The 26,819-nt window shown below is 55.8% G+C and carries 25 protein-coding genes and 1 other RNA gene; 15 read left to right on the top strand and 11 right to left on the bottom strand.

The window, feature by feature from the left end:
* Positions 1-27: 27 nt before the first annotated feature.
* The 4 genes from Abci_RS02540 to Abci_RS02525 all read right to left on the bottom strand — a co-directional run bounded on the left by Abci_RS02540 (position 28) and on the right by Abci_RS02525 (position 3,419).
* Positions 28-1,683 carry a fumarate hydratase gene (locus tag Abci_RS02540; RefSeq protein WP_048837582.1) on the bottom strand — a complete coding sequence of 552 codons (1,656 nt, stop codon included), beginning with the start codon at positions 1,681-1,683 and terminating at the stop codon, positions 28-30.
* Positions 1,684-1,733: 50 nt separating this feature from the next.
* Positions 1,734-2,273: an SspB family protein gene (locus tag Abci_RS02535; RefSeq protein ID WP_048837581.1), complete on the bottom strand. Its 540-nt coding sequence runs from the start codon at positions 2,271-2,273 to the stop codon at positions 1,734-1,736.
* A gap of 197 nt (positions 2,274-2,470) precedes the next feature.
* Positions 2,471-2,802, bottom strand: a transfer-messenger RNA (tmRNA) gene (ssrA, locus tag Abci_RS02530).
* Positions 2,790-3,419 carry an HPP family protein gene (locus Abci_RS02525; RefSeq protein WP_048837620.1) on the bottom strand — a complete coding sequence of 210 codons (630 nt, stop codon included), beginning with the start codon at positions 3,417-3,419 and terminating at the stop codon, positions 2,790-2,792. Before Abci_RS02525 ends, ssrA begins: the two co-directional genes overlap by 13 nt.
* Before the next feature lie 301 nt (positions 3,420-3,720).
* On the opposite strand from Abci_RS02525, the gene thyX reads away from it, so the two are divergent.
* Both thyX and Abci_RS02515 read left to right on the top strand, forming a co-directional pair.
* Complete coding sequence (gene thyX / locus Abci_RS02520; protein WP_048837580.1) at positions 3,721-4,629, top strand: FAD-dependent thymidylate synthase; 909 nt, start codon at positions 3,721-3,723, stop codon at positions 4,627-4,629.
* Positions 4,630-4,639: 10 nt separating this feature from the next.
* Positions 4,640-4,921, top strand: coding sequence for a hypothetical protein (locus tag Abci_RS02515; RefSeq protein WP_048837579.1), 282 nt, complete (start codon positions 4,640-4,642; stop codon positions 4,919-4,921).
* A gap of 5 nt (positions 4,922-4,926) precedes the next feature.
* Here the strand turns inward: Abci_RS02515 and Abci_RS02510 are convergent, their stop codons facing one another.
* Genes Abci_RS02510 through Abci_RS02500 form a run of 3 tightly spaced genes read right to left on the bottom strand, consistent with a single transcriptional unit; the run spans position 4,927 to position 7,344 of the window.
* A complete protein-coding gene (locus tag Abci_RS02510; RefSeq protein WP_048837578.1) occupies positions 4,927-5,586 on the bottom strand; it encodes a methionine ABC transporter permease in 660 nt (219 codons plus the stop codon).
* Positions 5,567-6,535, bottom strand: a complete 969-nt coding sequence (locus Abci_RS02505) for a methionine ABC transporter ATP-binding protein (protein WP_048837577.1) — start codon at positions 6,533-6,535, stop codon at positions 5,567-5,569. Before Abci_RS02505 ends, Abci_RS02510 begins: the two co-directional genes overlap by 20 nt.
* Positions 6,532-7,344, bottom strand: coding sequence for a MetQ/NlpA family ABC transporter substrate-binding protein (locus Abci_RS02500; protein ID WP_048837576.1), 813 nt, complete (start codon positions 7,342-7,344; stop codon positions 6,532-6,534). The genes Abci_RS02505 and Abci_RS02500 overlap by 4 nt, the downstream gene beginning before the upstream one ends.
* A 335-nt stretch (positions 7,345-7,679) precedes the next feature.
* Here Abci_RS02500 and Abci_RS02495 point away from each other — a divergent pair, with 335 nt between their 5' ends.
* Positions 7,680-7,901: a hypothetical protein gene (locus tag Abci_RS02495; protein ID WP_146806924.1), complete on the top strand. Its 222-nt coding sequence runs from the start codon at positions 7,680-7,682 to the stop codon at positions 7,899-7,901.
* Between the two features lie 80 nt (positions 7,902-7,981).
* Here Abci_RS02495 and Abci_RS02490 read toward each other — a convergent pair whose 3' ends face one another.
* Complete coding sequence (locus tag Abci_RS02490; RefSeq protein ID WP_048837574.1) at positions 7,982-9,115, bottom strand: Mrp/NBP35 family ATP-binding protein; 1,134 nt, start codon at positions 9,113-9,115, stop codon at positions 7,982-7,984.
* 241 nt (positions 9,116-9,356) lie between these two features.
* Here Abci_RS02490 and Abci_RS02485 point away from each other — a divergent pair, with 241 nt between their 5' ends.
* The 6 genes from Abci_RS02485 (at position 9,357) to Abci_RS02460 (ending at position 16,907) form a co-directional block, all read left to right on the top strand.
* The gene (locus Abci_RS02485) at positions 9,357-10,520 is read left to right on the top strand and encodes an OpgC family protein (RefSeq protein ID WP_048837572.1); all 1,164 of its coding nucleotides are present in this window, start codon (positions 9,357-9,359) and stop codon (positions 10,518-10,520) included.
* Positions 10,521-10,612: 92 nt separating this feature from the next.
* The gene (locus Abci_RS02480; protein WP_048837619.1) at positions 10,613-12,181 is read left to right on the top strand and encodes a DegQ family serine endoprotease; all 1,569 of its coding nucleotides are present in this window, start codon (positions 10,613-10,615) and stop codon (positions 12,179-12,181) included.
* A gap of 26 nt (positions 12,182-12,207) precedes the next feature.
* Complete coding sequence (locus Abci_RS02475) at positions 12,208-13,236, top strand: FUSC family protein (protein WP_048837618.1); 1,029 nt, start codon at positions 12,208-12,210, stop codon at positions 13,234-13,236.
* 27 nt (positions 13,237-13,263) lie between these two features.
* Positions 13,264-14,250: a quinone oxidoreductase family protein gene (locus tag Abci_RS02470; protein WP_048837571.1), complete on the top strand. Its 987-nt coding sequence runs from the start codon at positions 13,264-13,266 to the stop codon at positions 14,248-14,250.
* Positions 14,251-14,755: 505 nt separating this feature from the next.
* Complete coding sequence (locus Abci_RS02465; protein WP_048837570.1) at positions 14,756-16,078, top strand: autotransporter strand-loop-strand O-heptosyltransferase; 1,323 nt, start codon at positions 14,756-14,758, stop codon at positions 16,076-16,078.
* 142 nt (positions 16,079-16,220) lie between these two features.
* A complete protein-coding gene (locus Abci_RS02460; RefSeq protein WP_048837569.1) occupies positions 16,221-16,907 on the top strand; it encodes a hypothetical protein in 687 nt (228 codons plus the stop codon).
* Between the two features lie 202 nt (positions 16,908-17,109).
* On the opposite strand, the gene yddG is transcribed toward Abci_RS02460, so the two are convergent.
* Positions 17,110-18,072, bottom strand: coding sequence for an aromatic amino acid DMT transporter YddG (yddG, locus tag Abci_RS02455; protein WP_048837568.1), 963 nt, complete (start codon positions 18,070-18,072; stop codon positions 17,110-17,112).
* Positions 18,073-18,301: 229 nt separating this feature from the next.
* Here yddG and Abci_RS02450 point away from each other — a divergent pair, with 229 nt between their 5' ends.
* Positions 18,302-18,625, top strand: a complete 324-nt coding sequence (locus Abci_RS02450) for a hypothetical protein (protein WP_244877562.1) — start codon at positions 18,302-18,304, stop codon at positions 18,623-18,625.
* A gap of 72 nt (positions 18,626-18,697) precedes the next feature.
* Here Abci_RS02450 and ilvD read toward each other — a convergent pair whose 3' ends face one another.
* Positions 18,698-20,566, bottom strand: a complete 1,869-nt coding sequence (ilvD, locus tag Abci_RS02445; RefSeq protein WP_048837567.1) for a dihydroxy-acid dehydratase — start codon at positions 20,564-20,566, stop codon at positions 18,698-18,700.
* 263 nt (positions 20,567-20,829) lie between these two features.
* On the opposite strand from ilvD, the gene pstC reads away from it, so the two are divergent.
* Genes pstC through Abci_RS02420 form a run of 5 tightly spaced genes read left to right on the top strand, consistent with a single transcriptional unit; the run spans position 20,830 to position 25,265 of the window.
* Positions 20,830-21,780, top strand: coding sequence for a phosphate ABC transporter permease subunit PstC (gene pstC / locus Abci_RS02440; RefSeq protein ID WP_371861406.1), 951 nt, complete (start codon positions 20,830-20,832; stop codon positions 21,778-21,780).
* Entirely contained in the window at positions 21,780-22,658 is an 879-nt protein-coding gene (gene pstA / locus Abci_RS02435) for a phosphate ABC transporter permease PstA (protein WP_048837565.1), read from the top strand. The genes pstC and pstA overlap by 1 nt, the downstream gene beginning before the upstream one ends.
* Positions 22,659-22,681: 23 nt before the next feature.
* Positions 22,682-23,476 (top strand): phosphate ABC transporter ATP-binding protein PstB, encoded by a 795-nt coding sequence (gene pstB / locus Abci_RS02430; RefSeq protein ID WP_086651688.1) that lies wholly within the window; start codon positions 22,682-22,684, stop codon positions 23,474-23,476.
* A gap of 17 nt (positions 23,477-23,493) precedes the next feature.
* On the top strand, positions 23,494-24,198 hold the full coding sequence (gene phoU / locus Abci_RS02425) for a phosphate signaling complex protein PhoU (protein ID WP_048837564.1): 705 nt from the start codon (positions 23,494-23,496) through the stop codon (positions 24,196-24,198).
* 47 nt (positions 24,199-24,245) lie between these two features.
* Positions 24,246-25,265 carry a retropepsin-like aspartic protease gene (locus Abci_RS02420; RefSeq protein ID WP_084597488.1) on the top strand — a complete coding sequence of 340 codons (1,020 nt, stop codon included), beginning with the start codon at positions 24,246-24,248 and terminating at the stop codon, positions 25,263-25,265.
* A gap of 60 nt (positions 25,266-25,325) precedes the next feature.
* Here the strand turns inward: Abci_RS02420 and Abci_RS02415 are convergent, their stop codons facing one another.
* Positions 25,326-26,675 (bottom strand): hypothetical protein, encoded by a 1,350-nt coding sequence (locus Abci_RS02415; protein ID WP_048837562.1) that lies wholly within the window; start codon positions 26,673-26,675, stop codon positions 25,326-25,328.
* Positions 26,676-26,819: the final 144 nt, after the last annotated feature.

The following is a 26,819-nucleotide window of genomic DNA, read 5'->3' as shown; positions in this document are numbered from 1 at the left end:
ACAAGCCCGGTCAGACTGCTGACGGGTTCAGCTTAACTCAGCGTAGAAGTCATTGCCCTTGTCGTCGATAACAATAAACGCAGGGAAGTTTTCAACCTCAATTTTCCACACGGCTTCCATGCCCAGTTCAGGGTATTCCAGCACCTCTACCTTGCGAATGCAGTCCTGCGCCAAGCGGGCTGCTGGGCCACCAACGGAGCCAAGATAAAAACCGCAATAGGTCTGGCAGGCATCCTTCACGGCTTTGGAACGGTTGCCTTTGGCAAGCATGATAAAGGACCCGCCATTGGCCTGAAGCTCAGCCACATAGGAATCCATACGGCCTGCCGTGGTCGGGCCGAAGGAGCCTGTGGGCATACCTTCCGGCGTTTTGGCGGGGCCAGCGTAATAAACCGGATGGTCTTTCAGGTATTGTGGCAGACCTTCACCCCGGTCCAACCGTTCCTTGAATTTGGCGTGGGCAATATCACGCGCAACAACAACGGTGCCGGTCAGGGCCAGGCGGGTTTTGACAGGATAGCGAGACAGCTCCTTGCGGATCTCATCCATCGGGCGGTTCAGGTTGATCTGCACGGCCTCACCGTCCAGATGCTCGTCCGTGGTTTCAGGCAGGAAGCGTGCCGGGTCATGCTCCAACTGTTCTAAAAAGAAGCCTTCTGCCGTAATACGCGCCTTGATCTGCCGGTCAGCCGAGCAGGAGACACCCATACCTACGGGCAGGGACGCCCCGTGGCGTGGCAGGCGGATAACGCGCACGTCATGGCAGAAATATTTGCCGCCAAACTGTGCGCCAATACCCAGTTTGCGGGTTAGGCCCAGAATTTTCTGTTCCATTTCCACGTCACGGAAGGCGTGGCCGGTCGGGCTGCCGCTGGTTGGCAGGCTGTCATACCAATGGGTGGAGGCCAGCTTGACGGTTTTAAGTGTCTGCTCGGCTGACATACCGCCGATTACGATGGCCAGATGGTAAGGCGGACAGGCTGAGGTGCCGAGTGTCTTGATTTTAACATCCAGCCAGTCAAGCAGCTTCTGTTCAGACCCCAGTAGGGCGCGGGTTTCCTGAAACAGAAAGGTTTTGTTGGCAGAGCCACCGCCCTTGGCCACAAACATCAGGTCAAACTGTTCATCGTGATGCGTGGCGGGGCTTGCAAAAATATCGCATTGCACAGGCAGGTTGGTGCCTGTGTTCTTTTCTTCAAACATGCTCAGCGGCGCCATTTGCGAATAGCGCAAATTGGTGCGTGTGTAGGTTTCGTACACACCTTTGGAGAAGGCAACTTCCTCGTCCCCTTCTACCCATACGCGCTGGCCTTTTTTACCAAATACAATGGCGGTGCCAGTATCCTGACACATGGGCAGCACGCCGCCAGCGGCAATGCAGGCGTTTTTGAGCAGGTCGAGCGCTACAAAGCGGTCGTTGTCTGAAGCTTCAGGGTCTTTAAGAATATGGGCAAGCTGTTCCAGATGTTTGGGGCGCAGATAATGCGCTACTTCATGGAATGCCTGCGCGGTAAATTCCGTCAGGGCTTCTGGCGTAATGTGCAAAACGGTCTTGCCACCGAAGTGCGATGTGCTCACGCCTTCAATATCCACCTTGCGGTAGGTGGTTGTGTCTTCTCCCAGTGGGAAAACTGGCGTGTAGGTAAAAGCAGGCACAGGCGGGCGGGGGGGCTGGCTGTTCATGTGTGCATCATCTCCATGGCCGCGCCCCCTTGGTTCATGCGCCGGGGGCTTTAACCGGGTGATGGCCCTTTCTTACGAAAAGCGTCAAGACTCACGACCTGAGAAGAGGCATCACTTTCTGCTGTATCGTCTGCCACGGCGGCTGCTTCCGGAGTGGTATCCGGTGCCTCAAGCCCCTCTTCAGGCTCACCAGCGGAGAAGTGCAGGCTTAGGTGGATGGCCGGGTCAGCAAAGCCGGTAAAGGCCCGGATGGGAATGGTCAGAGTGGAGCCAACACCCCCGAAAGACAGCCCAACGGAGACAGTCCCTGCATCCCGGTCAACCTTGAGGTCCCAGAACTGGTGTTGCAGCACAATGGTCATCTCATGCGGGTATTGTGCGCTCAGGCGGGCGGGAATGTTCACCCCTGGCATGTCGGTCCGGAAGGTCAGGTAAAAGTGATGCTCCCCTTCAAACCCTTCGCGGCTGACATGCTCGAGTGCGCTGAGCATGACGGTACGGTAGGCGTCTTCCAGCCACTTCTCGTAAGGCAGTTTGCTTTCTGGTGGGAAAACGCCGTCTTCAGGGGTGTTGTCGTGGTCGTCTGCCATGCCGACTCTCCTTGTTTGCGTGGCGGGGAACTTGCCCCGCCAGTGCTGTAACACATCTGGTGTCAGCCATGCGGGAAAGGCGGCGCAAGTGCAAGGGATGGAGGCGCAATTCTTTGCCATCGCACGGCAGTGCTGACAAAAAAGCGCAAACAGAAAAAATGCCGGAGGGCGCGGGGGAAAATGCAGATCACATAAGGTGGGAGGGCTTCTGTTGCCCGGTGCCCTCCCGAACCGCGCTTATCGCTTATGCAGCGACAGCGAGCACCTTTGTGTTATCATTGGCACTTGTAAGTTTAGCCCGATGACGGTGGTACAATACCGGGCAAAAGGAAGGTCTTTACCACGCGTGTCGAGCCTGTTTCGTCCCCATCTGTCCATGCTCGCAAAAGCCGGATTTTTATGGTGGAGACGCCGGGTACTGCCCCCGGGTCCACTACGCTTATTCCACGTTCCGTTTATCGCCATAGCCAAGGGGCAAGCCCCTCCTGCACTGACAAATATAGGAGTGCGCCACTGTTATGGCAAGGCCTGTCTTGCATGAGCGTGCTGCTCGGCCAGAACCAGTAGGCGTTCAAGGTCCCCCACGGCAATGTCAAACACATCCTCAGCGTTTTCCAGAGCCGAGAGCACATCCTCCCGCTGGATATGGAGAGCAGTTGCAGGCTGAGGCGGCAAAGGGGCTGCCTTATGTGGGTAGGAGTGGCCTGAAATGCGGTGGAACAGCAGGCCAACCCCCACCAGTACGGCAGAGTTCAGGCACACGGGAATGAAGGGGAAAGCCAACACCGCTTCAAGGTCCAGCGTTTGTGGATGGAGCAGTACGGCAGTCAGTGCGGCCGCCCCACCGGGCGGATGGAGAGTACCGGTGGCGGCCATGGCCACAATGGCCAGCCCAACGGCTACTCCGGCTGCCAGAAAGGGGTTGGTGATCAACAGGCCAACCATAATGCCCAGCAGGGCTGAGAGTGTATTGCCGCCAATTACGGCGCGAGGTGAGGCAAGGGGGCTGGCTGGTATAGCAAAGACCAACACGCTGGACGCCCCGATAGGCGCGACAAGTGCAGGCAGAGCGGCTGGTACCACCCAGCCCGTGACAGCCATGGTCACGATAATGGCAAGACACGCACCAAGGCCCGCAGCAATCATGAGCGGCGAATGTAAGGTTTTTTTCTTTAAAAGAGAGGAAAAATTATGAATATTTCTCAAGGAAAAAGACCATTCTAAGAAAAGAAACAATTTCATCGAGAAAAAAAGTATCGAAACTGCAATGTAAACTTTCTTTCCTGATGGAATGACATGTCATAGGCCAAGAGAGCTGTCCAAATAGTAAAAATTATCATGTAATAAAGAATAATTATGAGGAGTGATTTCCCGCCTTCCGCTTCTGCAATACCCCGGTGTATAGGAGGGGACGTTAATTTGCCTGCATTTGCGATAGGGGAACACTATGCCATTGACTGATGCCCAGCGTGCGGAAATAGCCGCGCACGCCAAAGACTCCAGCCCTACGCGCCGTCCTACCGTACCTGCCCTTGAAGCCATGCTGTATGAAGCCCAGCCAGTGCTGGACCATGGGTTCCTGCGGGTGGTGGACTATATGGGGGATGACTCCGCAATTGTGCAGGCGGCACGTGTGTCTTACGGGCGCGGCACGCGCAAGGTGTCTGAAGATGCAGGCCTGATCCGGTACCTGATGCGGCACCGCCATTCTTCACCGTTTGAAATGTGCGAAATCAAATTTCATGTGAAGTTGCCCATCTTCATTGCCCGGCAGTGGATTCGCCATCGTATGGCAAGCGTGAATGAATATTCCGCCCGCTACTCCATTCTGGACAGTGAGTTCTACCTGCCCGCCCCAGAGCATATGGCAGCCCAGAGTGAAGTGAACCGGCAGGGCCGTGGGGATGTGCTGGACCCGCAGGCTGCGGCTGAGGTGCTGGACATTCTGCGTAGCGACGCCATGCGTACTTATAGCAATTACGAAAAAATGCTGGATACGGAAGACGGTCCCGGCCTTGCGCGTGAACTGGCCCGCATCAACCTGACCGTGAACACATATACGCAGTGGTACTGGAAGATCGACCTGCATAACTTCATGCACTTCCTGGCCCTGCGCCTTGACCCACATGCCCAGTATGAAATTCGGGCCTATGCTGAAGTCATGCTTCAGGTTCTTCATGCGTGGGTGCCGCAAGCTGCAACAGCGTTTGAAGAATATCGCCGTGGTGCGGTGACGTTCTCTGCCAGCATGATGAAGGTTGTGCGCCGTATGCTGGCCGGTGAAACCGTAGAGCGTGAAGGCTCCGGGCTGAGCAAGCGCGAGTGGGATGAAATGATGGCAACGCTCAAAGGCTGAGCACGCTGTTATGGCTGAAGGGGGCGCAATGCCGCATAGTCAGGATGACAAAGGGCCTGCGCCCCCTATCGGGCTGGATGCGTTGCGGGAGGACCCACCCGTGCTGGAAGGGGAAATTCTTCCGCCTTCATCCCGCCTGCCGAGCTTTACCCCGTTTGTGGCTGTTGCCGTGGTGCTGGTGCTTGCGTGGGCAGCCTTATGGCTCAGCACACCCAAAAACCAGCCTGTGAGACATCTGCATCTGTGCGCTACGGGTAGCACACAAAGCGGCACTGGTATTTGTGTAGAATAAAGAGTCTACCGGCTACCGTGCCGTGCTGTGCGGGAGCATACATTACCCAGTGCCTGCAACCCTGTTACCAGCACAATAAGAACCAGCACGACCCCTAGCATGACCGGCGTGTTAAACCGCTGATACCCATAGCGGATGGCAAGGTCGCCCAGTCCGCCAGCGCCAATGGCCCCGGCCATGGCGGATGCCCCAACCAGCGTGACCAGTGTGACTGTAAAGCCGGAAATAAGGCCGGGCAGGCTCTCAGGTAGCAGCACATACCGTACAACCATCCAGCGTGTGCCCCCCATGGCGCGCACAGCGTCTATCAGGCCGGGGTCAACTTCCCGCAGGGAGACTTCTGCAATGCGTGCAAAATAGGGAATGGCGGCAATGGCTAACGGCACAATGGCAGCAGTTGTGCCAAGGGATGTGCCAACAACGTAGCGTGTAAAAGGAATGAGCAGCACAAGCAAAATAATAAAAGGCACGGCACGCACAGCATCTATCAGCAGTCCTAGCGGGCGGGATAGCCACGGCATGCGGCACAGACCGGAAGGGCCGGTCAGCATCATGAGCACCGCTAAAGGCAGACCACCTATGACGGCAAGAAGACCGGATGCCAAAACCATTTCCAGTGTCTCGGCCGTGGCGCGGAGTAAAAGATCAAGTATCAGACGGGACATAACCAATAACCTCAACGGATTGCGCCGTGGCCTGAAGAAGGGAGAGAGCATCCGGGGTGCTGGTGGAAAGCTGTACGAGGGCCTCCAGTGTCTGTGTGCCGCCAGTCTGGCGTGCCTGGGCATCCAGCACGGTGGCCTGCGCGGCACTGTCGGCTAGCAGAGGGGCTATGAGGGCCTGAGTATCCAGTGTTAGCCGTAACACGGTGTGGTCGCCTGCGCGGGCCGTTGGGCTTAGGCCGGAGGGCAGGCGCAGAGGAGGGTCATTTTGCAAAACGCTGTCTGGTGTGCCGCGTGCAATGATACGGCCATGTTCCAACACCACGACATGCCGCCCCAACTGCCGCACTACGTCCATTTCGTGCGTAATGAAAACCAGCGTCAGCCCAAGGTTGTGGTTGATGTCTGATAAAAGTTTGAGAATGGAACTGGTCGTCTCCGGGTCTAGTGCGGATGTGGCTTCATCACACAGCAGAAGAGCCGGGTTGGCGGCCAGAGCGCGGGCAATACCAACACGCTGTTTTTGACCGCCAGAGAGCAGGGCTGGATATTTGCTGGCATGGTCGCTTAGCCCCACAAGGTCCAAAAGCTCCGCAACACGCTTTTTACGCTGGGGTGCGGGTGCGCCAGTAATTTCCAGCGGCAGGGCAATGTTGCTGGCAACTGTGCGGGAAGACAGAAGGTTAAAATGCTGGAAAACAAAACCAATTTTCCGGCGCAGCATAACAAGTCTGTTGTCTGGCACAGCTGCCAGATCTTCCCCTTCAAACAGGATGCGCCCGCTATCGGGGCGTTCCAAGCCGTTGAGGCACCGCAGCAAGGTGGATTTACCCGCCCCGGACCGGCCAATAATGCCCAGGCTATCGCCTCGCTCCACCGTAAAGCTGATATCCTGCAAGGCGGTCTGGCCGCCAAATTGGCGGCTTATCTGTTCAACAGCAAGAAGGCTCATGACCAGGCTGGCACAATGGCCCCATGATAAACGTCAATCAAAGACTGGCGGACGTTAGGCTGGTGAAAGGCTGTTACCAGTGTTTGCACCCACGGGGCTTTCTGGTCAGCCTCATTAACCGCTATGAAACAGACATAGGGGTTATGCTCCAGACTCTCCTGGCCAATGCGCTCTTTTTCCACATCTACCCCGGCCTTCTTGGCCCAATCTGTGTTGATAATGGCGCCATCCAGGTCAGGCAGAGCGCGCCCCACCACCCCGGCATCAAGCTCCTTGATGGTGATGTTGCGCGGGTTTTCGGTAATATCCAGCGCGGTAGGTGTCAGGCCAGCCTCTTTTGAAATTTTGAGGAGGCCCAGCGTTTGCAGCAGTAGCAGCGCACGGCCTTCATTGCTCGGGTCATTGGGAACGCCAATGGTCGCGTTCTGCGGCAGGTCAGCGAGCTTCTTCCAACGGCGTGAGTACAGGCCGATAGGGGCAAAATAAGTGTCACCTACGGGAACGATATGAAAATTCTTGGCATCGTTCTGTGCTTTTAGAAAAGGCCCATGCTGGAAGGCATTGGCGTCCAGCTCATGCTCAAAGAGGGCTTCATTCGGGGCATTATAGTCTGTGAAGGGAATGATTTTGAGCGTGAGACCCGCTTTGGCGGCATTTTCAGCGGTAACGCGCCACACATCCTCATCTTCTCCAGACATGATGCCAATACGCAGGGTCTGGGGGGTGGCTGCCTGTCCTGCACGGCATAGCAATGGTGCGCTCCCAAGCAGGGCAAGGGCTGACCGACGGGAAAGAACAGAAAAGGACATGACGTACCGCCCTGTGAGATGGATTGGATATAAATATAACGAAGGCGTTTGATTGAATGTAAGAGAATAACGATGTCAAGCGATATAAAGAAAATACATCATCATAACACGGAAAAAATAGTGGAAAATGCCGCGCTCAGATGGCCGTGCACCACTCACATATTTGCCATGTAGGCAGATGCCTGCAACCAACCCGTGTGAAAGGCCTTAACATTCCGTGCAAACAATACTGACGACTGGTATATGTTGGATGCCATTATGGTTTGAGTGGGATTGAGAGAATGTTTACTTTAAAACAGGTGTCTGTGCGTTCTATTGCGGGTCTGGCAGCTTTTATGGGGCTTATGGCAACAGTAAGCCCCGCACAGGCGGACGATAGCCTGCGTGCAAAGCAGACCGCAGCCTGTAAAGGGGATGCCGTCAAACTTTGTACCTTCGCTATTCCTAACGAAGAAAAAATTACCCGCTGCATGGAAAAAAAGAAGGACAAGCTCAGCCCCAAATGCCGTGCTTTTTTTGACAAAGGCACAAGCGGCAAAAAAACAGCGGGCAAATAACATCCACCCTGCCAACGCCGCTCTCGCTATGTTTTCTGGATAGCGGAAGCGGCGTTTTTTATAGGGTTATGCTCAGGGGGTCAGGGGGTCAGGCGGTCTTTCAAACTTTCCGCCGTAGCCTGTGCAATGCGGCGGAATGCCTGCGCGGCATCGCTCTCCGGTGCGCTCGCCACGATAGGGGTGCCGTCATCACCACTTGAGCGGATGGATGCCAGAAGCGGCACTTCTCCCAGGAAGGGCACCTGCAAGGCTTCCGCTTCCTTGCGGGCCCCACCGTGCCCAAATAGCTCCGTATTATGTCCGCATTTGGGGCAGCAGAAGTAGGACATGTTCTCGATCAGACCGAGAACAGGCACCTTCATTTTCTCAAACATGCTGACACCGCGCCGCGCATCAATCAAGGCAATATCCTGCGGGGTGGAGACAATCACTGCGCCTGCCAGCGGTACTTTCTGCATAAGGGAGAGTTGGGCATCCCCCGTGCCGGGTGGCATATCGACAACCATGACATCAAGCGGTCCCCAATCCACATCAGTCAGAAACTGAGTGATGGCCCCCATAACCATGGGACCACGCCAGATCATGGCCTGTTTTTCATCAACCAGCATCCCAATGGAAACAGCTTTCAGGCCCCAGACGTCCAGTGGTTGCAGGCGGCCTTGCAGCGCTACAGGTTTAGTGGATGTGCCTAACATACGGTGCAAGGACGGGCCATAAATATCCGCATCCAGCAGGCCCACTTTCAGCCCTTGCTGCGCAAGTGCTACGGCAAGATTTGTCGCTGTGGTGGATTTCCCGACTCCGCCTTTGCCGGATGCTACGGCAATAATGGCTTTTACGTCTGGCAATACCGGTGCGTTGGGGTCGGCCGGGGGGGCGCCACCAAAGGGGCGATGGCCGCCGCCAGCCGCCGGGGCCGTGCGTCCCGGTGTAGGGGCTGTCGGGCCTGCGGGACGATGTGCCGTGAGGATTAATGTTGCATCCTGCACACCGGGAAATTGTTTCAGGCGGAGGGCTGCCTCATCGCACAGGGGGGAGAGGGCGGCTGCTTTTTCACGTGGAACGGAGAGGGCTACGGACAGCTTGCCCTCTTCCAGACGGAAGCCTTCCAGCTTGCCAAGTGCCAGCAGGGAATGGCCGGTCTGGGTGTCCAGTACGGAATCCAGAACCTTGGCGATATCATCATGATGCAGGGAAGGTGGGGTCTGGGTCACGGTATGAAGGTCCTGATGAAAAATGGGAGGCACAACTTGATAAGGAGAGTGTTGGCAACAGCAACAGGGCGCCTGCGTCAAGAGGTGGTGCGTGCAACTGCCTTGGTTCTGCCAGTTTTGTGCTGCCAGTCATACAGCGTAAAGACAACGGAAGGATTTTGCACGATATGGCAGACACCCCGTGTCGGGCAGAGTATAACAGCAGGCAGCCCACGCACCATTGGGGATAACGCGTAAGTTCATGACGGTACAGCACCACCCGCCAGTTGCGTCTCAACCGCCCTCTCTACCTGCCAAACCTGCGGTAAGCAGCAGCCGGGACCACCGTATAGACGCCATGCGGGGTGTGGCGCTGCTGATGATGTTTGTGGACCATATTCCCCAAAGTCTGCTCAATCGGTTTACCATGCGCAACGTCGGGTTTGCGGATGCAGCGGAGGTCTTTGTGCTGCTCGCGGGCTATGCGTCATGGCTGGCTTATGGCCGTGGGTTCAGGAAATATGGCACGGTGGAGTGCCTGAAACGGATTTATCGGCGCTGCCTTCAGCTTTATATCGGGCAGGCCATCATGGTGTTTGTGTCCGTTATCAGTATTCGGTTATGGCGGTCTTATACCCCGGTTCCGGTTGATTTTCTGGAGCCAGAGCTTGCCCACGGCCTGAGTTGGGTCTGGCGGGTCATGATGTTTGATGCCCTGCCAAGCAACCTGAATATCCTGCCGCTCTATATTGTGCTGCTGGGCGGTTTTCCGGTGTTCTATCTGCTGATGCGCGCGCAGCGTTCCCTCGCCCTGCTTCTGTCAGGTGCGTTGTGGATGTTGGTTAACCTCGACCCCGGGCTGAATTTTCCTAACTGGCTTGACCCGGATGGCTGGTATTTCAACCCCCTGGCTTGGCAGTTCCTGTTTGCGTTGGGGGTAGCGGCCTCCGCCCAGACAGAGCAGCGCGGTGCGGACTTTCCCCGCATCAGGCCGCTGGTCTGGTTGTGTGGGATTTATCTGGTCTTTTCAGCGCTTCAGGCCTTTCCGTGGGCACAGTGGCACCTGCCTGACCTGCGTCCCTTTGGGCAGATGACAACCCCAGAAAAAAGCTGGCTGTCCCCCCTGCGGCTTTTGGATGTGATGGCTATTTTCTATCTGGTGCAGTCGTCAGACACAGCGCGTACATGGGCAGCCCAATCAACCACAGGGCAAATTCTGGCACGGGTTGGGCGGCACTCCCTAGAAATTTTTGTCGTGGGGACGTTGCTTGATCTCTACGCCCGCCTCGTCTTCAACACGTTTGGTGATGGCCTTCTCTTACAGGTGCTGGTCAATGTGACTGGCCTGACCATCCTGTTTGCTCTGGCTGCGTGGCTGGACAAGCGGCGTAGCCGCAGTCGGCAATTGGCAACAGCCAAACTGTAACAGGGTCAGGCGGTAAAGGCTGACGTCTGCTCCAGATCGTGCGATAGAGGATGTTTATTATCGTGTCCGGATTAGTGAGAGTGATGTCACCCATGCGTCTGCCCGTTCGCCTTTTTTGCGCTGCGTCCCTGTCCTGCCTGCTGCTGGCAGGCGTTGCCAGCCCGGTCGTGGCCTGGGCCTCAGACTCTGCCGCAGCCCCTGCTGCGGTCACTCCACCCGCTGCGGCGCCCGCTGTCAGTATGCGCCATGGTGTGCCGGACAGCTTTGCTGACCTGGCTGCCCGTCTGCTGCCAGCGGTCGTGAATGTGTCCACTACTCAGACCGTCAAAAGTGGCAGCACGGATGATGAAGACGATGAGGACGGGGACGACCAACTGCCCCAGATGCCGAATTTCCCTCAGGGCTCACCCTTTGAGAAGTTTTTTCATGACTTCATGAACCGCCAGAGCAGCCCGGATGCACCACCCCGCCGTATGCAGGCGCTGGGGTCAGGCTTCATCATTGATGCCAGCGGCTATATTGTCACCAACAACCACGTTATCCGCCATGCGGATAAGGTGACGGTGACCCTGCAAGACAACACGGTTCTGACCGCCAAACAGATTGGGCATGACGACCGGACGGACCTTGCCTTGCTGAAAGTCGAGAGCAAAAAACCTCTGCCTTTCGTACATTTTGGGGATAGCGACAAGCGCCGGGTAGGGGACTGGGTGCTGGCTATTGGCAACCCGTTTGGTCTGTCCGGTACGGTGACTGCCGGTATTATTTCCTCCCGCGGGCGGAATATTGACCAAGGCCCGTATGATGACTTTATCCAGACGGATGCGCCCATCAATAAAGGGAACTCCGGCGGCCCGCTGTTTGATATGGATGGCAATGTCATTGGTGTGAACACCGCCATTTATTCCCCCTCCGGCGGCTCGGTCGGGATTGGCTTTTCTATTCCCGCTAACGAGGCACAGGGTATTATCGACCAGTTACGCAAAACCGGTAAGGTCTCACGCGGCTGGCTGGGTGTCCGTATCCAGAATGTGACGGAAGAAATTGCAGAAGGCCTGAACCTGACCCCAGCACGCGGTGCGCTTGTTGCCGGGGTTGAAAAGGATGGTCCCGCTGCCAAGGCCAAGTTGCAGACAGGGGATGTTATCCAGACCCTGAACGGCGTTGCCATTGAAGGCAAGGCCCTGCCGCGCCTGTCCGCGCAGTTGCCGGTGGGTACGGTGGCGCATCTTGGGGTGTGGCGTCATGGCAAGGTGCTTGACCTGCCTGTGACCATTGCCGCGTTGCCAGAAGCTGCGGCTGAACCAGAGAAGAAAGAGGCTCCAGCGGCTAAAAATGCCAAGGATGTCAGCTTTGCGGCTCTAGGCTTCAGCGCTGGCCAACTGGATGACGCTGCCCGCCAGAAATATAATCTGCCTGCAACCCAGAAAGGTGTGCTCATTACATCCGTCAAGGATGGTGGGCTGGCCTCTGACCGTGGCCTGAAAGAAGGGGACGTGGTGACAGAGGTGCAGCAGGCGGAAGTGAGCACTCCGGCAGATCTGAAAAAACGGATCGAGGCAGCCCAGAAAGCAAAAAAGAAATCCGTTCTGCTGCTGGTGCACGATGCTGATGGCCTGCGCTGGGTGCCCTTCCCGCTGAATGGGGATGACGCGCAATAATACTGCGGAGCGCAGAAGCGTTGCGTATTCCCACTTTCTCTCTCTCCGTGCCGTGGCTGGGCAATGCCACGGTGCGGCAGACAATCCGTCTGCTGGTTTCTGTAGCTCTGGCAGGGCTTGTGGCGCAGCTTGCCCATTTGCAGGAACCCGGCTGGGCATTGATCACCGCCGTGATTGTAACCCAGAGCAGCATTACCGAGACCATGTCCAGCGGGCGGTATCAGCTTGTTGGCACGCTTATCGGGGCTTTGGTGAGTGTGATCACCATTACCCTGATCGTGTTTCGTTTCCCCTTATGGTTCAGTTTTGGGGTGGTGTTTGTGCCGCTGGCGGTGCTGGCATCCTGGCGGCCTAACACGCGCATGGCGCTTGTTACGTTAATGATCGCCACTCTGTTTCCTACGCAGGATGACCCGTATCTCCGGCCCGTGGAACGTGTGCTGTCCATTCTGTTCGGTGTAAGCGTATCCATGCTGGTGTCCTACGTCGTGTTGCACGAACAGGCCCGGAGGGACGCCTTCCGCAACGCAGCCGCTACCGTGCGCAAGATTGTCACTATTCTTGAGCAGGCTCGCACAGGCGCATGTGACTGGCTGACCATTCAGGACATGAATGATGACTGCGCGGCCTCGTTGCGCAAGGTGCAGGCGGCTGTGGAAGAAGCCCGCCGGGAGCGCTGGAAGCCGCTTGAGCAACGTGACCCCATGCTGGCCGACTTGCCCAAAACACTGCGCCAGTTACAGATGGACACGCTGGTTGTTGCCAGAGCCATTATGCGCAGCCCGCCAACAGAGCATGAGGTCATAACGCAGGACACAAACGAGGCCCTGCGTGCGGCAATGCACCGGGCTTTTGACTGGATTATCACCCGCTGTGAAAAAGAGGCCATTGCCCGGTCTGGTGAAGAATACCGCGTGGCCGCAGGGGTTATCAGCGCACTGCCAACAGAGGATGGGCAGACGGATGAGATTATTCGTTTTGTTCTCACAATTCTGCGTACTGACCTGATAGCTCTTATCCGGCTGTTGGGGGATGATGATACTGAACGTAGCTGACCCAGACAGACCAGTAAGGAGCTTGCCATGACATCCGCTTCCGCCAATCAGGTTGTAAGACTGCATGAAACCGGAGGGCCAGAGGTTCTTCGGGTCGAAACACTCCCAATTCCACAGCCTGGTAAAGGGGAGGTGTTGCTGCGGCAGGTGGCGTTGGGCGTCAATTTTATTGATACCTATTTCCGCAGTGGCCTGTACAAATTCCCCACTCTGCCAGCCATACCGGGCATGGAAGGGGCAGGGATTGTTGAGGCCGTGGGCGAAGGGGTAACAACCCTTAAGCCCGGTGCCCGTGTGGCTTATGCAGGGGTTCTTGGTGCTTACGCACACTACCGAACCATTGCTGCGGACCGGTTGGTTGAACTGCCCGAGAGTATCAGTTTTGAACTGGCCGCAGGTATTATGCTGCGTGGCCTGTCAGCGCATATGCTGCTCCGTCAGGTTTATAACGTCAAAAAAGGAGACCCCATTCTGGTGTATGCCGCTGCCGGAGGGGTAGGGCAGCTTATGTGCCAATGGGGCAAGCATCTTGGGGCGCATGTTATTGGTGTAACCTCCAGCCCGGAAAAGGCTGAGATTATACGGGCCTGTGGCGCAGCGGACGTGATTGTCGGGACAGACGAACTGCCTGAGCAGGTACGGCGTATAACCAACGGGGCCATGGTCCCTGTGGTTTATGACAGTGTAGGGCGGGACACGTTCGAGACCAGCCTGAACTGTCTGGCCCCACGTGGCCTTATGGTCAGTTACGGGAATGCGTCCGGTCCAGTTGAAAACTTTAATGTTGCCGCCCTGAGCGCACATGGCAGCCTGTACCTGACCCGCCCGACCCTGATGACCTATATTGCCAAGCCGCAGGACTTGCAGGCCTCTGCCAAAGCGTTGTTTGAGGTTCTGGCAAAAGGTATTCTCAAGCCCACGATCGGGCAGCATTTTGCCTTGGCGGAAGCCGCACAGGCTCACGAAGCTCTTGAGGGACGCAAAACCACAGGCAGCACGATCCTGACCCTGTAAGAGGTCGGCTTAGAAGTTGCCACGGTCGGTCCAGGCTACCTGACTGTGCCTTAAAGCGGAATTTTTCTGTCTCTATGCATTGTCCTGCACGGGGCAGAAAAATTGTCTGTTCAGGCTCAATAAGGCTCTCCCGTGAAGGTGGTAAGACGCCCTCTAACTGTCTGGTGCAGCAGATGTATTGCCATTATGTCATGTGTGGGCATGACGAAGGCTTTGAGATGCGGTAGGCTTGCCAAGTACGTTCTGGCCTCTCGGAACGTGACAGAATGACAAGGATAGTTAGCTATGAAAAAATGTCTTTCAAAATGCCCTAAATCCCCTTGTGCACGCGGCCTTATTCTTATCGGGCTGGTGGCAACGGTGGTTTACTTCTTTCGTAAAAAGAAGTGCTGCAACTAACAGTTGACCCTATTCAAAATGTCTATTTGGTGAGAGTCTTTAACACCAAAGATAAAGTGACAGCTTGCCTGGCATAACTGGGCGGGCTTTTCTTCAGGAGCATCCGTTGGCCCCCACCGAAGTACAAAGCCCGCCCCCGTCAGCTACCACCGCGTCTGCCGCAGACACTGCACCCGCAGCAGCCGCGCCAGACCAGCAGGCAGCAGCCCCGACACAGCCAGAAGCACCACCGGCAGGTAAACCTGCCTATCTTGGGCCGCCGGAGAAGCCTACCCAGGATGGTGGGAACGGTATTTTCTTTGACTTCAATTTAGGTGCCCGGGTTCTCCTGCCCCAGCGGACAGAGGGCAAGTGGCGCGTCACCCTGCGTGATCTGGATACCGGCAATATTCTGTTTCAGAACGAAAATACTGGTGCCTCTATTGCGTCAGCCAAACGCTATTATGTCCGGTTTGCTCTGGACGTTGTGGACATTAAGGCAGATGGCACAGAAACAGTTTGCCTGACCCATGAGTATGACGCCCGTGACAAGGATATTGTCATTCAGCTTCCTGTGGGCACCCTGGGGGACACGTTGGCATGGTTCCCGTATGTCAACCGGTTTGCAGAAGAACGGGGCGCACGCGTAACCTGCCTGATGTCAGGCCTGATTTTACCGCTGCTGAAAGACAACTACCCTCATTTGCGCCTTATGACTTCAGACGATGCGGAGAAAGAAGGGGTATGTGCCAAGGCCTATGCCACATACTGCATTGGTCTGTTCTTTGATGATGAAGCCAACATTCAGCAGCCAACGGACTTCCGCTTTGTCGGCCTTCACCGCACGGCAGGGTATATTCTGGGCGTTTCCCCGCAGGAAGAACCCACACGTCTGACGGCAGAAGACGACACACGTCCCATAGAAGAAAAATATATCTGCATTGCCGTGCAGGCCAGCACACAATGCAAATACTGGAACAACCCCACCGGATGGGCTGAGGTGATTGCCTATCTCAAGCAACACGGGTACCGGGTTATCTGTATTGACCAGCGCCCAGTGCATGGCACGGGGATTGTCTGGAACCATATTCCGCATGGCGCAGAAGACCAGACAGGCAACCGGCCTTTGTCCGAGCGTGTGCGGTGGCTGAAACATGCAGAGGCTTTTATTGGTGTCAGTTCCGGTCTGGCATGGCTGGCATGGGGCGCAGGCACCAAGGTTGTCATGATCTCCGGCTTCACGCACCCTACCAACGAATTTGATACGCCCTACCGGGTTATGAACTGGCACACCTGTAATTCCTGCTGGAATGACCCCCGTGTACGGTTTGACCACAATAATTTCCTGTGGTGCCCCCGGCACGAAAACACGCCCCGCCAGTTTGAATGTTCGCGTCTGATTACCGGTCAGCAGGTTATTGGCCAGCTTCAGAAATTTGTGGAAGCCTGACTGCCGAAGTGTGTTGTTAATGATACAGAGCAATGCGGACTACTCAGTCCGTGTTAAGCTGTCATGTAGTAATTGATTGTTCTTCACTCTCGTGTCTGCGGCCATTGGCTGTTCAGGCACTTTTTAAGAAAGGAAAAAGGCATTGCAGTCTCTCCTCTCCCGTCTTGCTTCTCTGGCCGCTGGTTCCGTAGCAGTTTGCACCCTTTCTTTAGGGGGTGTGGGGCTGTCCACACAGGCGCATGCTCAGGCATCCGTGCTGCTAAAGCACCAGTCCGCACAAGCTGTTGTGGAAACTGTTGACCACGATGCGCGTGAACTGCTGCTGCGTGAAGCCAATGGCCACCTGATCACCATTGAATATGGTTCCAGCATCCGTGACCTGCCGCGCGTAAACCCTGGTGACAAGCTGAGCATCAGCTTTGTGGAAACGCTGGGTGCGGATATTGCGCAGCCGGGTAGCCCGCTGCCAGAATCAACGCTCACAACAGCCCGTGGCTATGTGCATGGGCACCCCCATGGCGTTATTGCGTCTTTCCGCCGCGAACGTGCCAAAGTTGAAACGATAGACCTGCCGACGCACACGATATCTTTTGTAACGGACGATGATACGTCGCACGTTGCTGTGCTGCGTACCAAAGCGATGCGTGACTTCCTGAGCACGCTGAAAGTTGGGGACGTTATTGATATTACCCGGATGGAATCCATCTCCTACATCATCAAAAATGACACCGTAACGCCGCAGAATCCGGTTGCAGCAGGGGTGCAGTCTGATAGCGCAGCTCCAGCAGCTCCAGCAGCTCCAGCAGCTCCAGCAGCTCCAGCACAATAAAAAACGCTCACGCAGCCTCTAGTGGGCTGTGTCAGTAAAAAAGAGCGCTCCGTGTGGGCGCTCTTTTTTTATTTAGGGGTCATTCAGGCACTGGAAGCTCTAATTCTAACGTGCGCCTGTTAGAATAGGGTCTGCTGTAATCGCACCGGCGTTTGGTAGCTGCTACCAAATCTTCGAGGCACTATTCAGGTGCCCTATAGTCTTAAGATGGCACACAATCACCATGAGGGGGCAGGGACGTATTAGGGGCTTTACTGCGTGTTGCCAGCCAGCACAGAATAGAGCCGGTGCAGACCATGGCTGCCCCATTCCAGAATGCTGCCGTAAGAGTGGTATGGAGAAAAAACGCGGCAAAAACAGCGGAAAGAACAGGAATAAAGTAAGAAGCCCCCGCCATAACGGTCACATTGCCATGCAGCAGGCCAGTATTCCACGTGATATAGCCACCAGAAATGGCTGCCGCGCCTCCAAAAAGATAGATGAGGCCATCAGTATTCAGCACCAGTTTACTGTCGCCGTGCAGCAGAAATTCACCCCACAGCACCAGTGCTACCATGATGAAAAAGAACGGTACGTAATTTTTACCACGCGCCATACGCAGCGTTACTGTGCTGTAAAGCGTCCAGAGAACGGCGGAGCTTAAGGCAAGGCCGTAACTTAATGGATTGCTGGCAATATCCCCGCATATTTCTTGAATATTAATGCCGTTTTTTTCGCCAAGCACCCAGAACACACCAAGGGCCGAGATCATAACGCCTGGGAAAATCAGTTTGTTTGCTTTGCGACCATTCAGCACAATAGCCGCAATCATGGTGAAGGTTGGCCATAAGTAGTTGATCATACTTACTTCAATGGCCTGACGGTTGTTGCTGGCATACCCAATGGATAACGCAAAGGATAACTCTGTCCCTACAAACAGGGCGCCGCCACACAGCAGATAGACAAAGGATGGCTTCTCAAATTTTGGTTTGCCGGAGGCGATAATCAGCAAAATGGCAGCTATTGTGTACATCAGCGCCATGCCCTCAACGGGACCGTAAGCATTGCTTACGCCCCGCACCAAGCCAACATTGACACTCCACCACAATACGGCGCTCAGTCCTATCAGGGTTGAACGCTGCTCGCGCTTTGCAGAAATGGGAAGCTGACTCTGGAGAAGGGTCATTACGGTTTGTGCCTTATGACATCTGCACCCTTTGGCGCAGACCGACGCGATTGTAAAAACTGGCTCTCTCTTCAGCCATTATGGCAAAATGTCAATTGGCTCTGTGTGTTCAAAAAACGTATGACAGGCCTGCTTGAAAGTGGGGATATTCTAAGTCCATGTTAATGCTCAAAATCCTGTGGGGGCGGCTGTGTAGAAACAGCGGGTGACTTCTCAGGCATATCGATTTATGAGCAGAGACAATCATGCGAGCACGGTTACTCTCTGGTTCGCTGTATGCCGGATTCAGGTTAAGGAAGTTCCCATGCCAACACCCCCCACAAGACAGTCCAGCTTCCTGCAAAAAATGGAAGAACTGAACGATGGTCGGTCACTTCTGGCCAATATGGGTGGGTTTTTATGTGTGCTGGGAATGCTTGGAGCAGCTAATTACATCTGCAAAATAGGCTTACACATAGAACTGTACTCAGTTCTTCTTATTCTTATTGCGGGTGTGGCCTGTTATTTCTTTGTGCCATTTCTTGTGGTGTGGCTCTGGCGTGGCCGTGTATAAATATTAAAGGTTTTTCTGTAAAAAACGCCCCTCACATCAGGTTGGTGTGAGGGGCGTTTTTGTAGGCGTGCGTTACCGTGGTGTGCGGCGGCTAAGCTGGGATACGTCACGTACAGCGCCACGTGCTGCGCTGGTGGTCAGGGCCGCATAGGCCTTCAAGGCATTGGAGACCACGCGCTCACGGTTTGGCTGCCAGGCCTGATCGCCCTTATCGTCCATTTTTTCACGACGAGCAGACAGTTCACTCTCCGCAACTGCAACAGCAAGGCGGCGGTTGGGGATGTCAATTTCGATAATATCCCCTTCTTCTACCAGACCAATGGTGCCGCCTTCAGCGGCTTCTGGGGAGATGTGACCAATTGACAGGCCCGAGCTGCCGCCAGAGAAGCGACCATCCGTAATCAGGGCGCATTTTTCGGCCAGCCCTTTGGATTTCAGATAGCTGGTGGGGTACAGCATTTCCTGCATGCCGGGTCCACCCTTCGGGCCTTCATAGCGGATCAGGACCACGTCTCCGGGTTTGATTTTGTCGGTCAGAATGGCCGAAACGGCGGCATCCTGACTTTCAAAAATACGGGCCGGACCGGAGAAGGTTTCCAAACCGGCGGCAACACCTGCGGTTTTAACAATGGCACCGTCCTCGGCAATGTTGCCGTAGAGTACGGCTAGACCACCGTCCTTGCTGTAAGCATGGGCGGCATCACGAATGGCACCTTTTGCCTGATCGGTGTCCAGTTCCTTGTAAAGGCTGGCCTGAGAGAACGCCTGCGTGGTGCGTACACCACCCGGTGCTGCCCGGAAAAATTCGCGTGCCTCTGTTTTGCCTGCACCGTCTTCAGACCGGATATCCCACTTGGCCAGTGCCTCTTTAAGGGATGGGGCATGTACCATTGGAATATCGTTATGCAGCAGGCCCAGCCGGTCCAGTTCACCCATAATGGCAGGAATACCACCGGCACGGTGCACATCTTCCATATGTACATCTGCACGGGAAGGGGAGACCTTACACAGGTTGGGCACACGGCGGGAAAGCTGGTCAATGTCCTTCATGGTGAAGGGCACGCTGCCCTCATGGGCTGCTGCCAGTAGATGCAATACCGTGTTGGTTGAGCCACCCATGGCAATATCAACAGACATGGCGTTTTCAAACGCCTGCATGGTGGCAATGCTGCGTGGCAGCACGCTGGCATCATCCTGCTCGTAATGGCGGCGGGCCAGATCCACAATGCGGCGGCCCGCTTCTACAAACAGTTCCCGGCGTGCAGCGTGTGTGGCTACAAGGCTGCCATTGCCGGGCAGGGACAGGCCCAGTGCTTCGGTCAGGCAGTTCATGGAGTTTGCGGTGAACATGCCGGAGCAGGACCCACAGGTGGGGCAGGCGGAGCGTTCAATAATCTCGGAGTCCGCTTCGCTTACCGTGGGGTCAGCGGCGGCAACCATGGAGGTTACAAGGTCAGCGCGCTGCTCAATGTCATCCAGTGTCACGCGTCCGGCCTCCATGGGGCCGCCGGATACAAAGATGGTCGGAATGTTCAGGCGCATGGAGGCCATCAACATACCGGGCGTAATTTTATCACAGTTGCTGATGCACACCAGCGCATCCGCACAATGTGCGTTGACCATGTATTCAACGGCATCCGCAATCAATTCGCGGGAGGGGAGGCTGTACAGCATCCCGCCATGGCCCATGGCAATGCCGTCATCAACGGCAATGGTATTAAATTCACGACCAATACCGCCCGCTTCCGCAATGGACTCGCAGACAAGCTGCCCAAGGTCCTTGAGGTGCACATGGCCGGGTACAAACTGGGTGAAGGAGTTGGCAACGGCAATAATGGGTTTGCCGAAGTCTGAGTCCTTCATGCCTGTTGCGCGCCACAGGCTGCGGGCACCTGCCATGTTACGGCCGTGGGTGGTAGTGCGGGAGCGGTAGCCGGCCATTGCTGAGGGTCTTTCTGTCTGGTCGTGGTTTACAGGGGGCGTGCACCTTACGGCACAAAGGCCCTTCTGTCAGGGGGGAGACTGTGTCTGGGTCGTTTTGGGCCAGATAATACTACAATTTTATGATAAATATGGCTTTTAGAGGCTATAAAACCATCATTCGGTTGCAGGCGGGCTAGGGGTTCAGTATTGCTCGCTTCGCCCGATTGCCGATCGGAAACGGAGAGCAGATGGACGGAACCTCACAGCAGCCTGCCCAGACAATGGTCAAGCAGCGTCACCAGAGCACCATGACGGGAGACCCCTTGTTCAAGGGGTTGGTTCTCACCACAGGCATTGGCGTCTTGCTGGTGCTTGGTGCAATCATCACGGTCATGGCGGTAGGGGGCATTCCTGCTTTCAAGGCGTTTGGTCCCGGTTTTCTGTTCTCGGCTGCTTGGAACCCGGTTAGCCAGCATTTTGGCGCGGCCGCTCCCGTCTTCGGGACGCTGGCCAGTAGCGCCATTGGCCTGATCATCGCCATTCCGCTTTCTTTTGGTACGGCTTTCTGGCTTACGGCTCTTGCGCCGCCAGCGCTCTCATCGGTCATTGGTATGGCTGTGCAGCTTCTGGCCGCCGTGCCGTCTATCATCTTCGGGATGTGGGGCTTTTTTGTGCTGGTTCCGCCAATGGCGCATTATGTGCAGCCAACGGCGCGCCACCTGTTCGGGCATGTGCCGGGGCTTTCTGCTCTGGTTTCTGGCGCACCATTCGGCACAGGGCTTCTGACCGCCGGTCTGATTCTGGCTATCATGATCATGCCGTCCATCACCGCCGTCATGCGGGATGTGTTCGTGTCCATGCCCACCGTATTGCGTGAGAGCGCCTACGGTCTTGGCGCTACCCGCTGGGAAGTGATGCGTCAGGTCGTGCTGCCCTGGTCACGCCACGGGGTTGTAGGCGGCATTGTGCTGGGTATGGGCCGTGCAATGGGTGAGACCATGGCGGTTACCTTTGTTATTGGTGACAGCAACCACATTGGCTGGTCGCTGTTTGCCCCATCCAACACTATTGCGTCCCTTATTGCGCTTGAGTTTCCTGAAAGCCCTGCCGGGAGCCTGAAGCTGGCCTCTCTCATGGCTCTTGGGGCCATTCTTATGGCTATTTCGTTTATCACCCTTTGGTGCTCCCGCGTTCTACTGGTACGGAGCGAATCACAGGCAGGAAAACGCTGATGAACAGCCAGACCGCCACACGCACCCCGTCTTCCCGTTCACGGTCCCTTGCGGCCCAACGTAAAATGATGGACCGGTTTGCAACGGTGTTGAGCTGGTGTGCCACGTTTCTTGTGGTGTTCGTGCTCGGCTCCATTCTCTGGACCCTGCTCAAAAATGGTCTGCCGGGGCTGACAGCGGCACTGTTTACGCGCTCCATGGGCGCTCCGGGGCAGGGTGGCGGTCTCGCCAATGCTATTGTGGGGAGCCTGCTGCAAACCGGGCTTGCCATTTTACTTGGTGCGCCTGCCGGGTTGATGACGGGCATTTATCTGGCCGAATATGGCAGCACTAGCCGTCTTGCACGGGCCGTGCGCTTTGTATCGGACATGCTGCTTTCAGCGCCTTCCATCTTGATCGGCCTGTTTATTTACATGGTGCTGGTTGCCCCGCTGGGCCATTTTTCCGGTTTTGCGGGGGCTGTCGCTCTGGCCATTCTGGCCATGCCCATCATGGTGCGGACCACTGAAGACATGCTGCGTCTGGTGCCTGTTGCCATGCGTGAAGCAGGGATTGCGCTGGGCGCGCCAAAATGGCGGGTTATTCTTTTTATCTGTGTCAGAGCGGCCCGCGGCGGTATTCTGACCGGCGTTCTGCTGGCCATTGCACGTGTGGCGGGTGAGACGGCACCCCTGCTGTTTACGTCACTTGGTAACTCCGAATGGTCGCTTGACATGCGGCGCCCCATGGCCAGCTTGCCAGTGGCAATTTACCAGTACGCAGGGTCCGCTTATCAGGACTGGATGCAGCAGGCCTGGACCGGCGCGCTGCTGGTGACGCTGGGTGTGTTGATTATTAATATTGTGGTGCGGGTGGGCATCCGCGCAGGACGGACATGAACGGACAAGCCATGAATAGCACCATGCAGGCTGAACCTTTGGACACCAATACAGCACAGGCCACGCCGTTGGCCATTCAGGTGCGCAATCTGGATTTCTACTACGGCAAGTCCCGTGCGTTACACGGTATTTCGCTTGATTTCCCAGAGCGCAGCGTAACCGGCATGATCGGGCCTTCCGGCTGCGGGAAGTCCACCCTGCTGCGTGTTCTCAACAGAATGTATGACCTCTACCCCGGCCAGAAAGCAACGGGTGAGGTTCTGTATGATGGGCAGAACATTCTGGCTCCCGGAGTGGACCTCAACCAGTTGCGCTCCCGCATTGGCATGGTGTTCCAGAAGCCAACGCCCTTTCCCATGTCCATTTACGACAACATTGCCTTCGGTATCCGCCTGCATGAACGCGTTGGCCGGTCCGAGATGGATGGCCGGGTGGAAGATGCCTTGCGCCGTGTTGCCCTGTGGCCAGAGGTGAAAGATCGCTTGCAAGCCAGCGCAACAGCTTTGTCAGGCGGTCAGCAGCAGCGTTTGTGTATTGCCCGGACCATTGCCACGCGCCCGGAAGTCATCCTGCTGGATGAGCCCACCAGTGCGCTGGACCCGGTTTCCACAGCCCGTATTGAAGAACTGCTTGATGAACTCAAAACCGAGTTCACCATTGCCATTGTAACCCACAACATGCAGCAGGCCGCCCGTTGTGCGGACCAGGTGGCCTTTTTCTATCTGGGTGAACTGGTTGAAGTGGATAGCACGGCACGCATGTTCACCACACCGCGTGAGAGCCGTACGCAGGATTACATTACCGGCCGCTTTGGCTGAGCAAGGAGGGCAGAGTTATGGGTACAGAACCAGCACATACCGTTACCCGTTACGATCAGGAACTCGACCGCCTGCGTGGTATTGTAGCCCGCATGGGTGGCCTTGTTGAGCGCCAGACCGCACAAGCGATCGCGGCTGTGGTGGACCAGAACGAAGAAGCGGCTCTGGAACCGCCCGAACTGGATGTTGAGGTTGATACGCTGGAGCGGGATGCCGAAAGTCTGGCAATCCGTATTCTGGCGCTGCGTGCCCCTATGGCCGTTGACCTGCGTTTGATTGTTGCCGTGCTGAAAATCACCGGTGACCTTGAGCGTATTGGCGATTACGCCTCCTCCATCGCGCGTCGTGCCCTGAAGGTTGAGCCTCTGGATGGAGCAATGTCGTTCAGCGCTCTGCGCAATATGGGGCGTCTTGTGCAGGAAAACCTGCATAAAGCCATTGATGCCATGGCCTGTAACGACAGCGAACGCGCCATGGAAGTCTGGAACGCGGATACAGCAGTAGACGAGCTGTACACAGCCATGTTCCGTGAACTTGTCACCTACATGATGGAAGACCCCCGCAAGATCGGGCCATGCATTCATCTGCTCTTCGTGGCAAAAAATCTGGAACGTATTGGTGACCATGCAACCAATATTGCGGAGCGCGTCTACTACGCCGTAACCGGAGAAATGTTGCCTGCCGTGCGTCCGCGCGGTGGTGCAGCCCGTAAGGGAAACTGAGCGTGCGGGCGTTTTTCCGTTCAAGCCACGCGGTTTTGGGCGGAAGGATGCCTAACCTCAAGACGTTACTCCTGGGGGCCATGCTGGCCAGCCTGGCCGCCTGTGCTGCACCAGAGGAGCATGGCTGTCGGGTTGGGACGTTGGGAACACTGCCTGTTCTGAACACCCATGGTTCGCCACTGGTGCATGTCACCATTAATGGCCGGCGTGTTATCATGCTGGTTGATAGTGGTGCCGAATTTTCTACTCTGTCCCGCAGGGCTGTCAAAACGCTCGGGTTATCCGCTTTGCCCGGCGACCTGTGGATGCATGGTGTTGGCGGGTCTTACGCGGCAATCCCCTACAAGATTGATACGCTCGGACTGGGCACAGGGACCACGCACGATGTTCTTGTACTCGATTCTCCCGGCGATATTGGCACCTTTCACGGTGAGCCTGTTGTTGGCTTGTTCGGCTCTGACTTCCTAAGCTCTTACGATGTGGTTTTTGATCTGCAAAAACAGACCATCAACCTTTACGATGAGGTCAAGGACTGCCCATCTCCTACGCCTTTGTGGGATGGACCAAATGCCAAGGTGGACATGGTGCCTGAAGACCATAACCGTATTGGCCTGAACATTAAGCTCAACAACACACGCAGCATAGACGCACTACTGGATAGCGGCGCATTCAGAACAGTGGTGACAGAGCGGCACGCGCACCGGGCGGGTGTAACGCAGGAGCAGTTGGAAGCAAATCCTCTGTCTATTTCAGGAGGGATAGATGAGCATAAGGTCAGAGGCCATGTTCATCGGTTTAGTAGCCTGCAAATAGGGACGGAAACATTTGACCAGCCTGTGCTGGAAGTGTCTCGTATCAAGACTGATGGTACAGCTTTGCTCGGGGCGGACTTCCTGAGGCACAACCGGGTCTGGGTTTCTCGGCATGACCGCGCAATTTACTTTCAACGTCTGGTGACACCACCACAGAAGGACATGACGTTTGAACAGTCGGTTCCTGCAGACCCAATAAAAAGACGGGCGGAGGTACCGCAGCCTCCGCCTTCTCTTGTGCGTAAGACACAATAAGACATGCAAAAGGGGCCAATATGGCCCCTTTTTTGAAACGTATAAGATCTGGGCGATCTGTTAAGGCACTTTAACAGATAACCCGATTTGTCTGGCAACCTGTGGGTTTGTAGCCACCATCCCGGCACTGGCAATAATGGCCAGAAGTGGCACAGGTTGTTGCGGCTTGACGGTTATTGTGAGCGGGCCTTTGCCGGTTCGGCTCAAGTAAGAACTGAAAGATGCCAGAACTGGTGAGGGGGTTGGTCCTTGGGGACCAAACTGAGCCTGTAATTGTGCTACCAGTTCCTCTGGCTTTATGCCACGGGCATCAGCAGAGGCTTTCAGGGCGCGGGGCACAAGGCCACCATCCTTATAAGTGATCGTCATGCTGCGTACCGGCATATCGGCAGCATTGGCGCTCAGCAGGGCCGTTGTTTCGGTTTGGCCAAAGTCCCCTTCAAGGTTCAAACGGCCCATGTCCTTACCATCAAGCCGGAAATCATCCACATGGAAGATGTTGGCTTTGAAGTCATGCGTATCGCTGAGCAGCAGATTGCCCTGAAAGTGGTCATACCCCAGAGACGGCAGAATGGAGAGGTTGGGAACATCCGGCCACAGTTCCAGCCCATCAAGGCTGGAGACTTCTTTTTCCTGCGCGTCGGTTCTGGTGGCGTGGGAGCGCAGGGTTGCCACATGCATCAGGGGCGTTGTGCCATCAACGGACAGCTTATCAACCCGGATATCCCGAGAGCCATTGCGGGCTGTATAGGGTGTGCCGGTGGAAAGGCTGGCATACAGCCCTGCAAGGTCTAGCCCATCAATGAGAATAGAAGCCGCTTTTATATGGCGTTGGGGCGCGACATCAGTGGAAAGTGCCACAGCCTGTGCATCAAGTTTGGAGGGGCTGTTGCCACCGTAATCTTCAACAGACACAGAGGTTGCGGAAATATCAGACTGCAAACTGCTGATAAAGCCATGTAGCTGGCTGGCCGTTGCGTGCTTGATCTCTAGTCCCTGCGCGGGAATGCCCTGCTGGTCATCTGCTTTGGCGGGTAGGGTTACCCCCTCCATCAGCAGGCTGTCTAACCTCAGGCTGCCAGCAGGGTCTGCCAGCTGAAAGTTATGAAAAGAGAGGGTGCCGATTCGGCGGGAGTCATCGCCCGATGTTGAGGGCTTGGAAATTTCGGCTTCATCCGCCGTAAGGGTTTCCGGTCCCTGACGGAGCACAAGCCCCTCAAACTTGACGCTACGCCCCAGCATCCCCGGCCAGGCTTTCTGGTAGGTGAGGGAGGTATCGGACCCCAGACTCTGCCGGAAGCTTTCAATGCTCTTATCAAGCATGGCATGCTCTGCGTGGCGGGCGCCAAACCACCCAAGGCACGCAAGGGCGGCCAGGCCACCTACGGTAATAAGAACGTTTTTCTTCACCAGCCGGAAATCCTGCTTGTTTTTACGAGAAATTCTTCAACTCCAGACTCCTTTAATGCACTGCGGGGGGTGCCTGCAAGGGGTGGTACGGTAACATGTTACCTGAAGAAAAACCGTTGAAATATCGGCCATGAACGCCAATTC

Origin of the sequence: Acetobacter cibinongensis (genome assembly GCF_000963925.1) — a bacterium.
GTDB classification, from domain to species: domain Bacteria; phylum Pseudomonadota; class Alphaproteobacteria; order Acetobacterales; family Acetobacteraceae; genus Acetobacter; species Acetobacter cibinongensis.
This window is presented reverse-complemented; position numbering and strand designations above follow the sequence as displayed.

Bases quoted from the DNA above. Each gene is read 5' to 3' on its own strand.
- Abci_RS02540 (WP_048837582.1), bottom strand. From the start codon at position 1,683: ATGAACAGCCAGCCCCCCCGCCCGCCTGTGCCTGCTTTTACCTACACG.
- Abci_RS02535 (WP_048837581.1), bottom strand. From the start codon at position 2,273: ATGGCAGACGACCACGACAACACCCCTGAAGACGGCGTTTTCCCACCA.
- Abci_RS02525 (WP_048837620.1), bottom strand. From the start codon at position 3,419: ATGATTGCTGCGGGCCTTGGTGCGTGTCTTGCCATTATCGTGACCATG.
- thyX (WP_048837580.1), top strand. From the start codon at position 3,721: ATGCCATTGACTGATGCCCAGCGTGCGGAAATAGCCGCGCACGCCAAA.
- Abci_RS02515 (WP_048837579.1), top strand. From the start codon at position 4,640: ATGGCTGAAGGGGGCGCAATGCCGCATAGTCAGGATGACAAAGGGCCT.
- Abci_RS02510 (WP_048837578.1), bottom strand. From the start codon at position 5,586: ATGTCCCGTCTGATACTTGATCTTTTACTCCGCGCCACGGCCGAGACA.
- Abci_RS02505 (WP_048837577.1), bottom strand. From the start codon at position 6,535: ATGAGCCTTCTTGCTGTTGAACAGATAAGCCGCCAATTTGGCGGCCAG.
- Abci_RS02500 (WP_048837576.1), bottom strand. From the start codon at position 7,344: ATGTCCTTTTCTGTTCTTTCCCGTCGGTCAGCCCTTGCCCTGCTTGGG.
- Abci_RS02495 (WP_146806924.1), top strand. From the start codon at position 7,680: ATGGGGCTTATGGCAACAGTAAGCCCCGCACAGGCGGACGATAGCCTG.
- Abci_RS02485 (WP_048837572.1), top strand. From the start codon at position 9,357: ATGACGGTACAGCACCACCCGCCAGTTGCGTCTCAACCGCCCTCTCTA.
- Abci_RS02480 (WP_048837619.1), top strand. From the start codon at position 10,613: ATGCGTCTGCCCGTTCGCCTTTTTTGCGCTGCGTCCCTGTCCTGCCTG.
- Abci_RS02470 (WP_048837571.1), top strand. From the start codon at position 13,264: ATGACATCCGCTTCCGCCAATCAGGTTGTAAGACTGCATGAAACCGGA.
- yddG (WP_048837568.1), bottom strand. From the start codon at position 18,072: ATGACCCTTCTCCAGAGTCAGCTTCCCATTTCTGCAAAGCGCGAGCAG.
- Abci_RS02450 (WP_244877562.1), top strand. From the start codon at position 18,302: ATGAGCAGAGACAATCATGCGAGCACGGTTACTCTCTGGTTCGCTGTA.
- ilvD (WP_048837567.1), bottom strand. From the start codon at position 20,566: ATGGCCGGCTACCGCTCCCGCACTACCACCCACGGCCGTAACATGGCA.
- pstC (WP_371861406.1), top strand. From the start codon at position 20,830: ATGGTCAAGCAGCGTCACCAGAGCACCATGACGGGAGACCCCTTGTTC.
- pstA (WP_048837565.1), top strand. From the start codon at position 21,780: ATGAACAGCCAGACCGCCACACGCACCCCGTCTTCCCGTTCACGGTCC.
- pstB (WP_086651688.1), top strand. From the start codon at position 22,682: ATGCAGGCTGAACCTTTGGACACCAATACAGCACAGGCCACGCCGTTG.
- phoU (WP_048837564.1), top strand. From the start codon at position 23,494: ATGGGTACAGAACCAGCACATACCGTTACCCGTTACGATCAGGAACTC.
- Abci_RS02420 (WP_084597488.1), top strand. From the start codon at position 24,246: ATGCCTAACCTCAAGACGTTACTCCTGGGGGCCATGCTGGCCAGCCTG.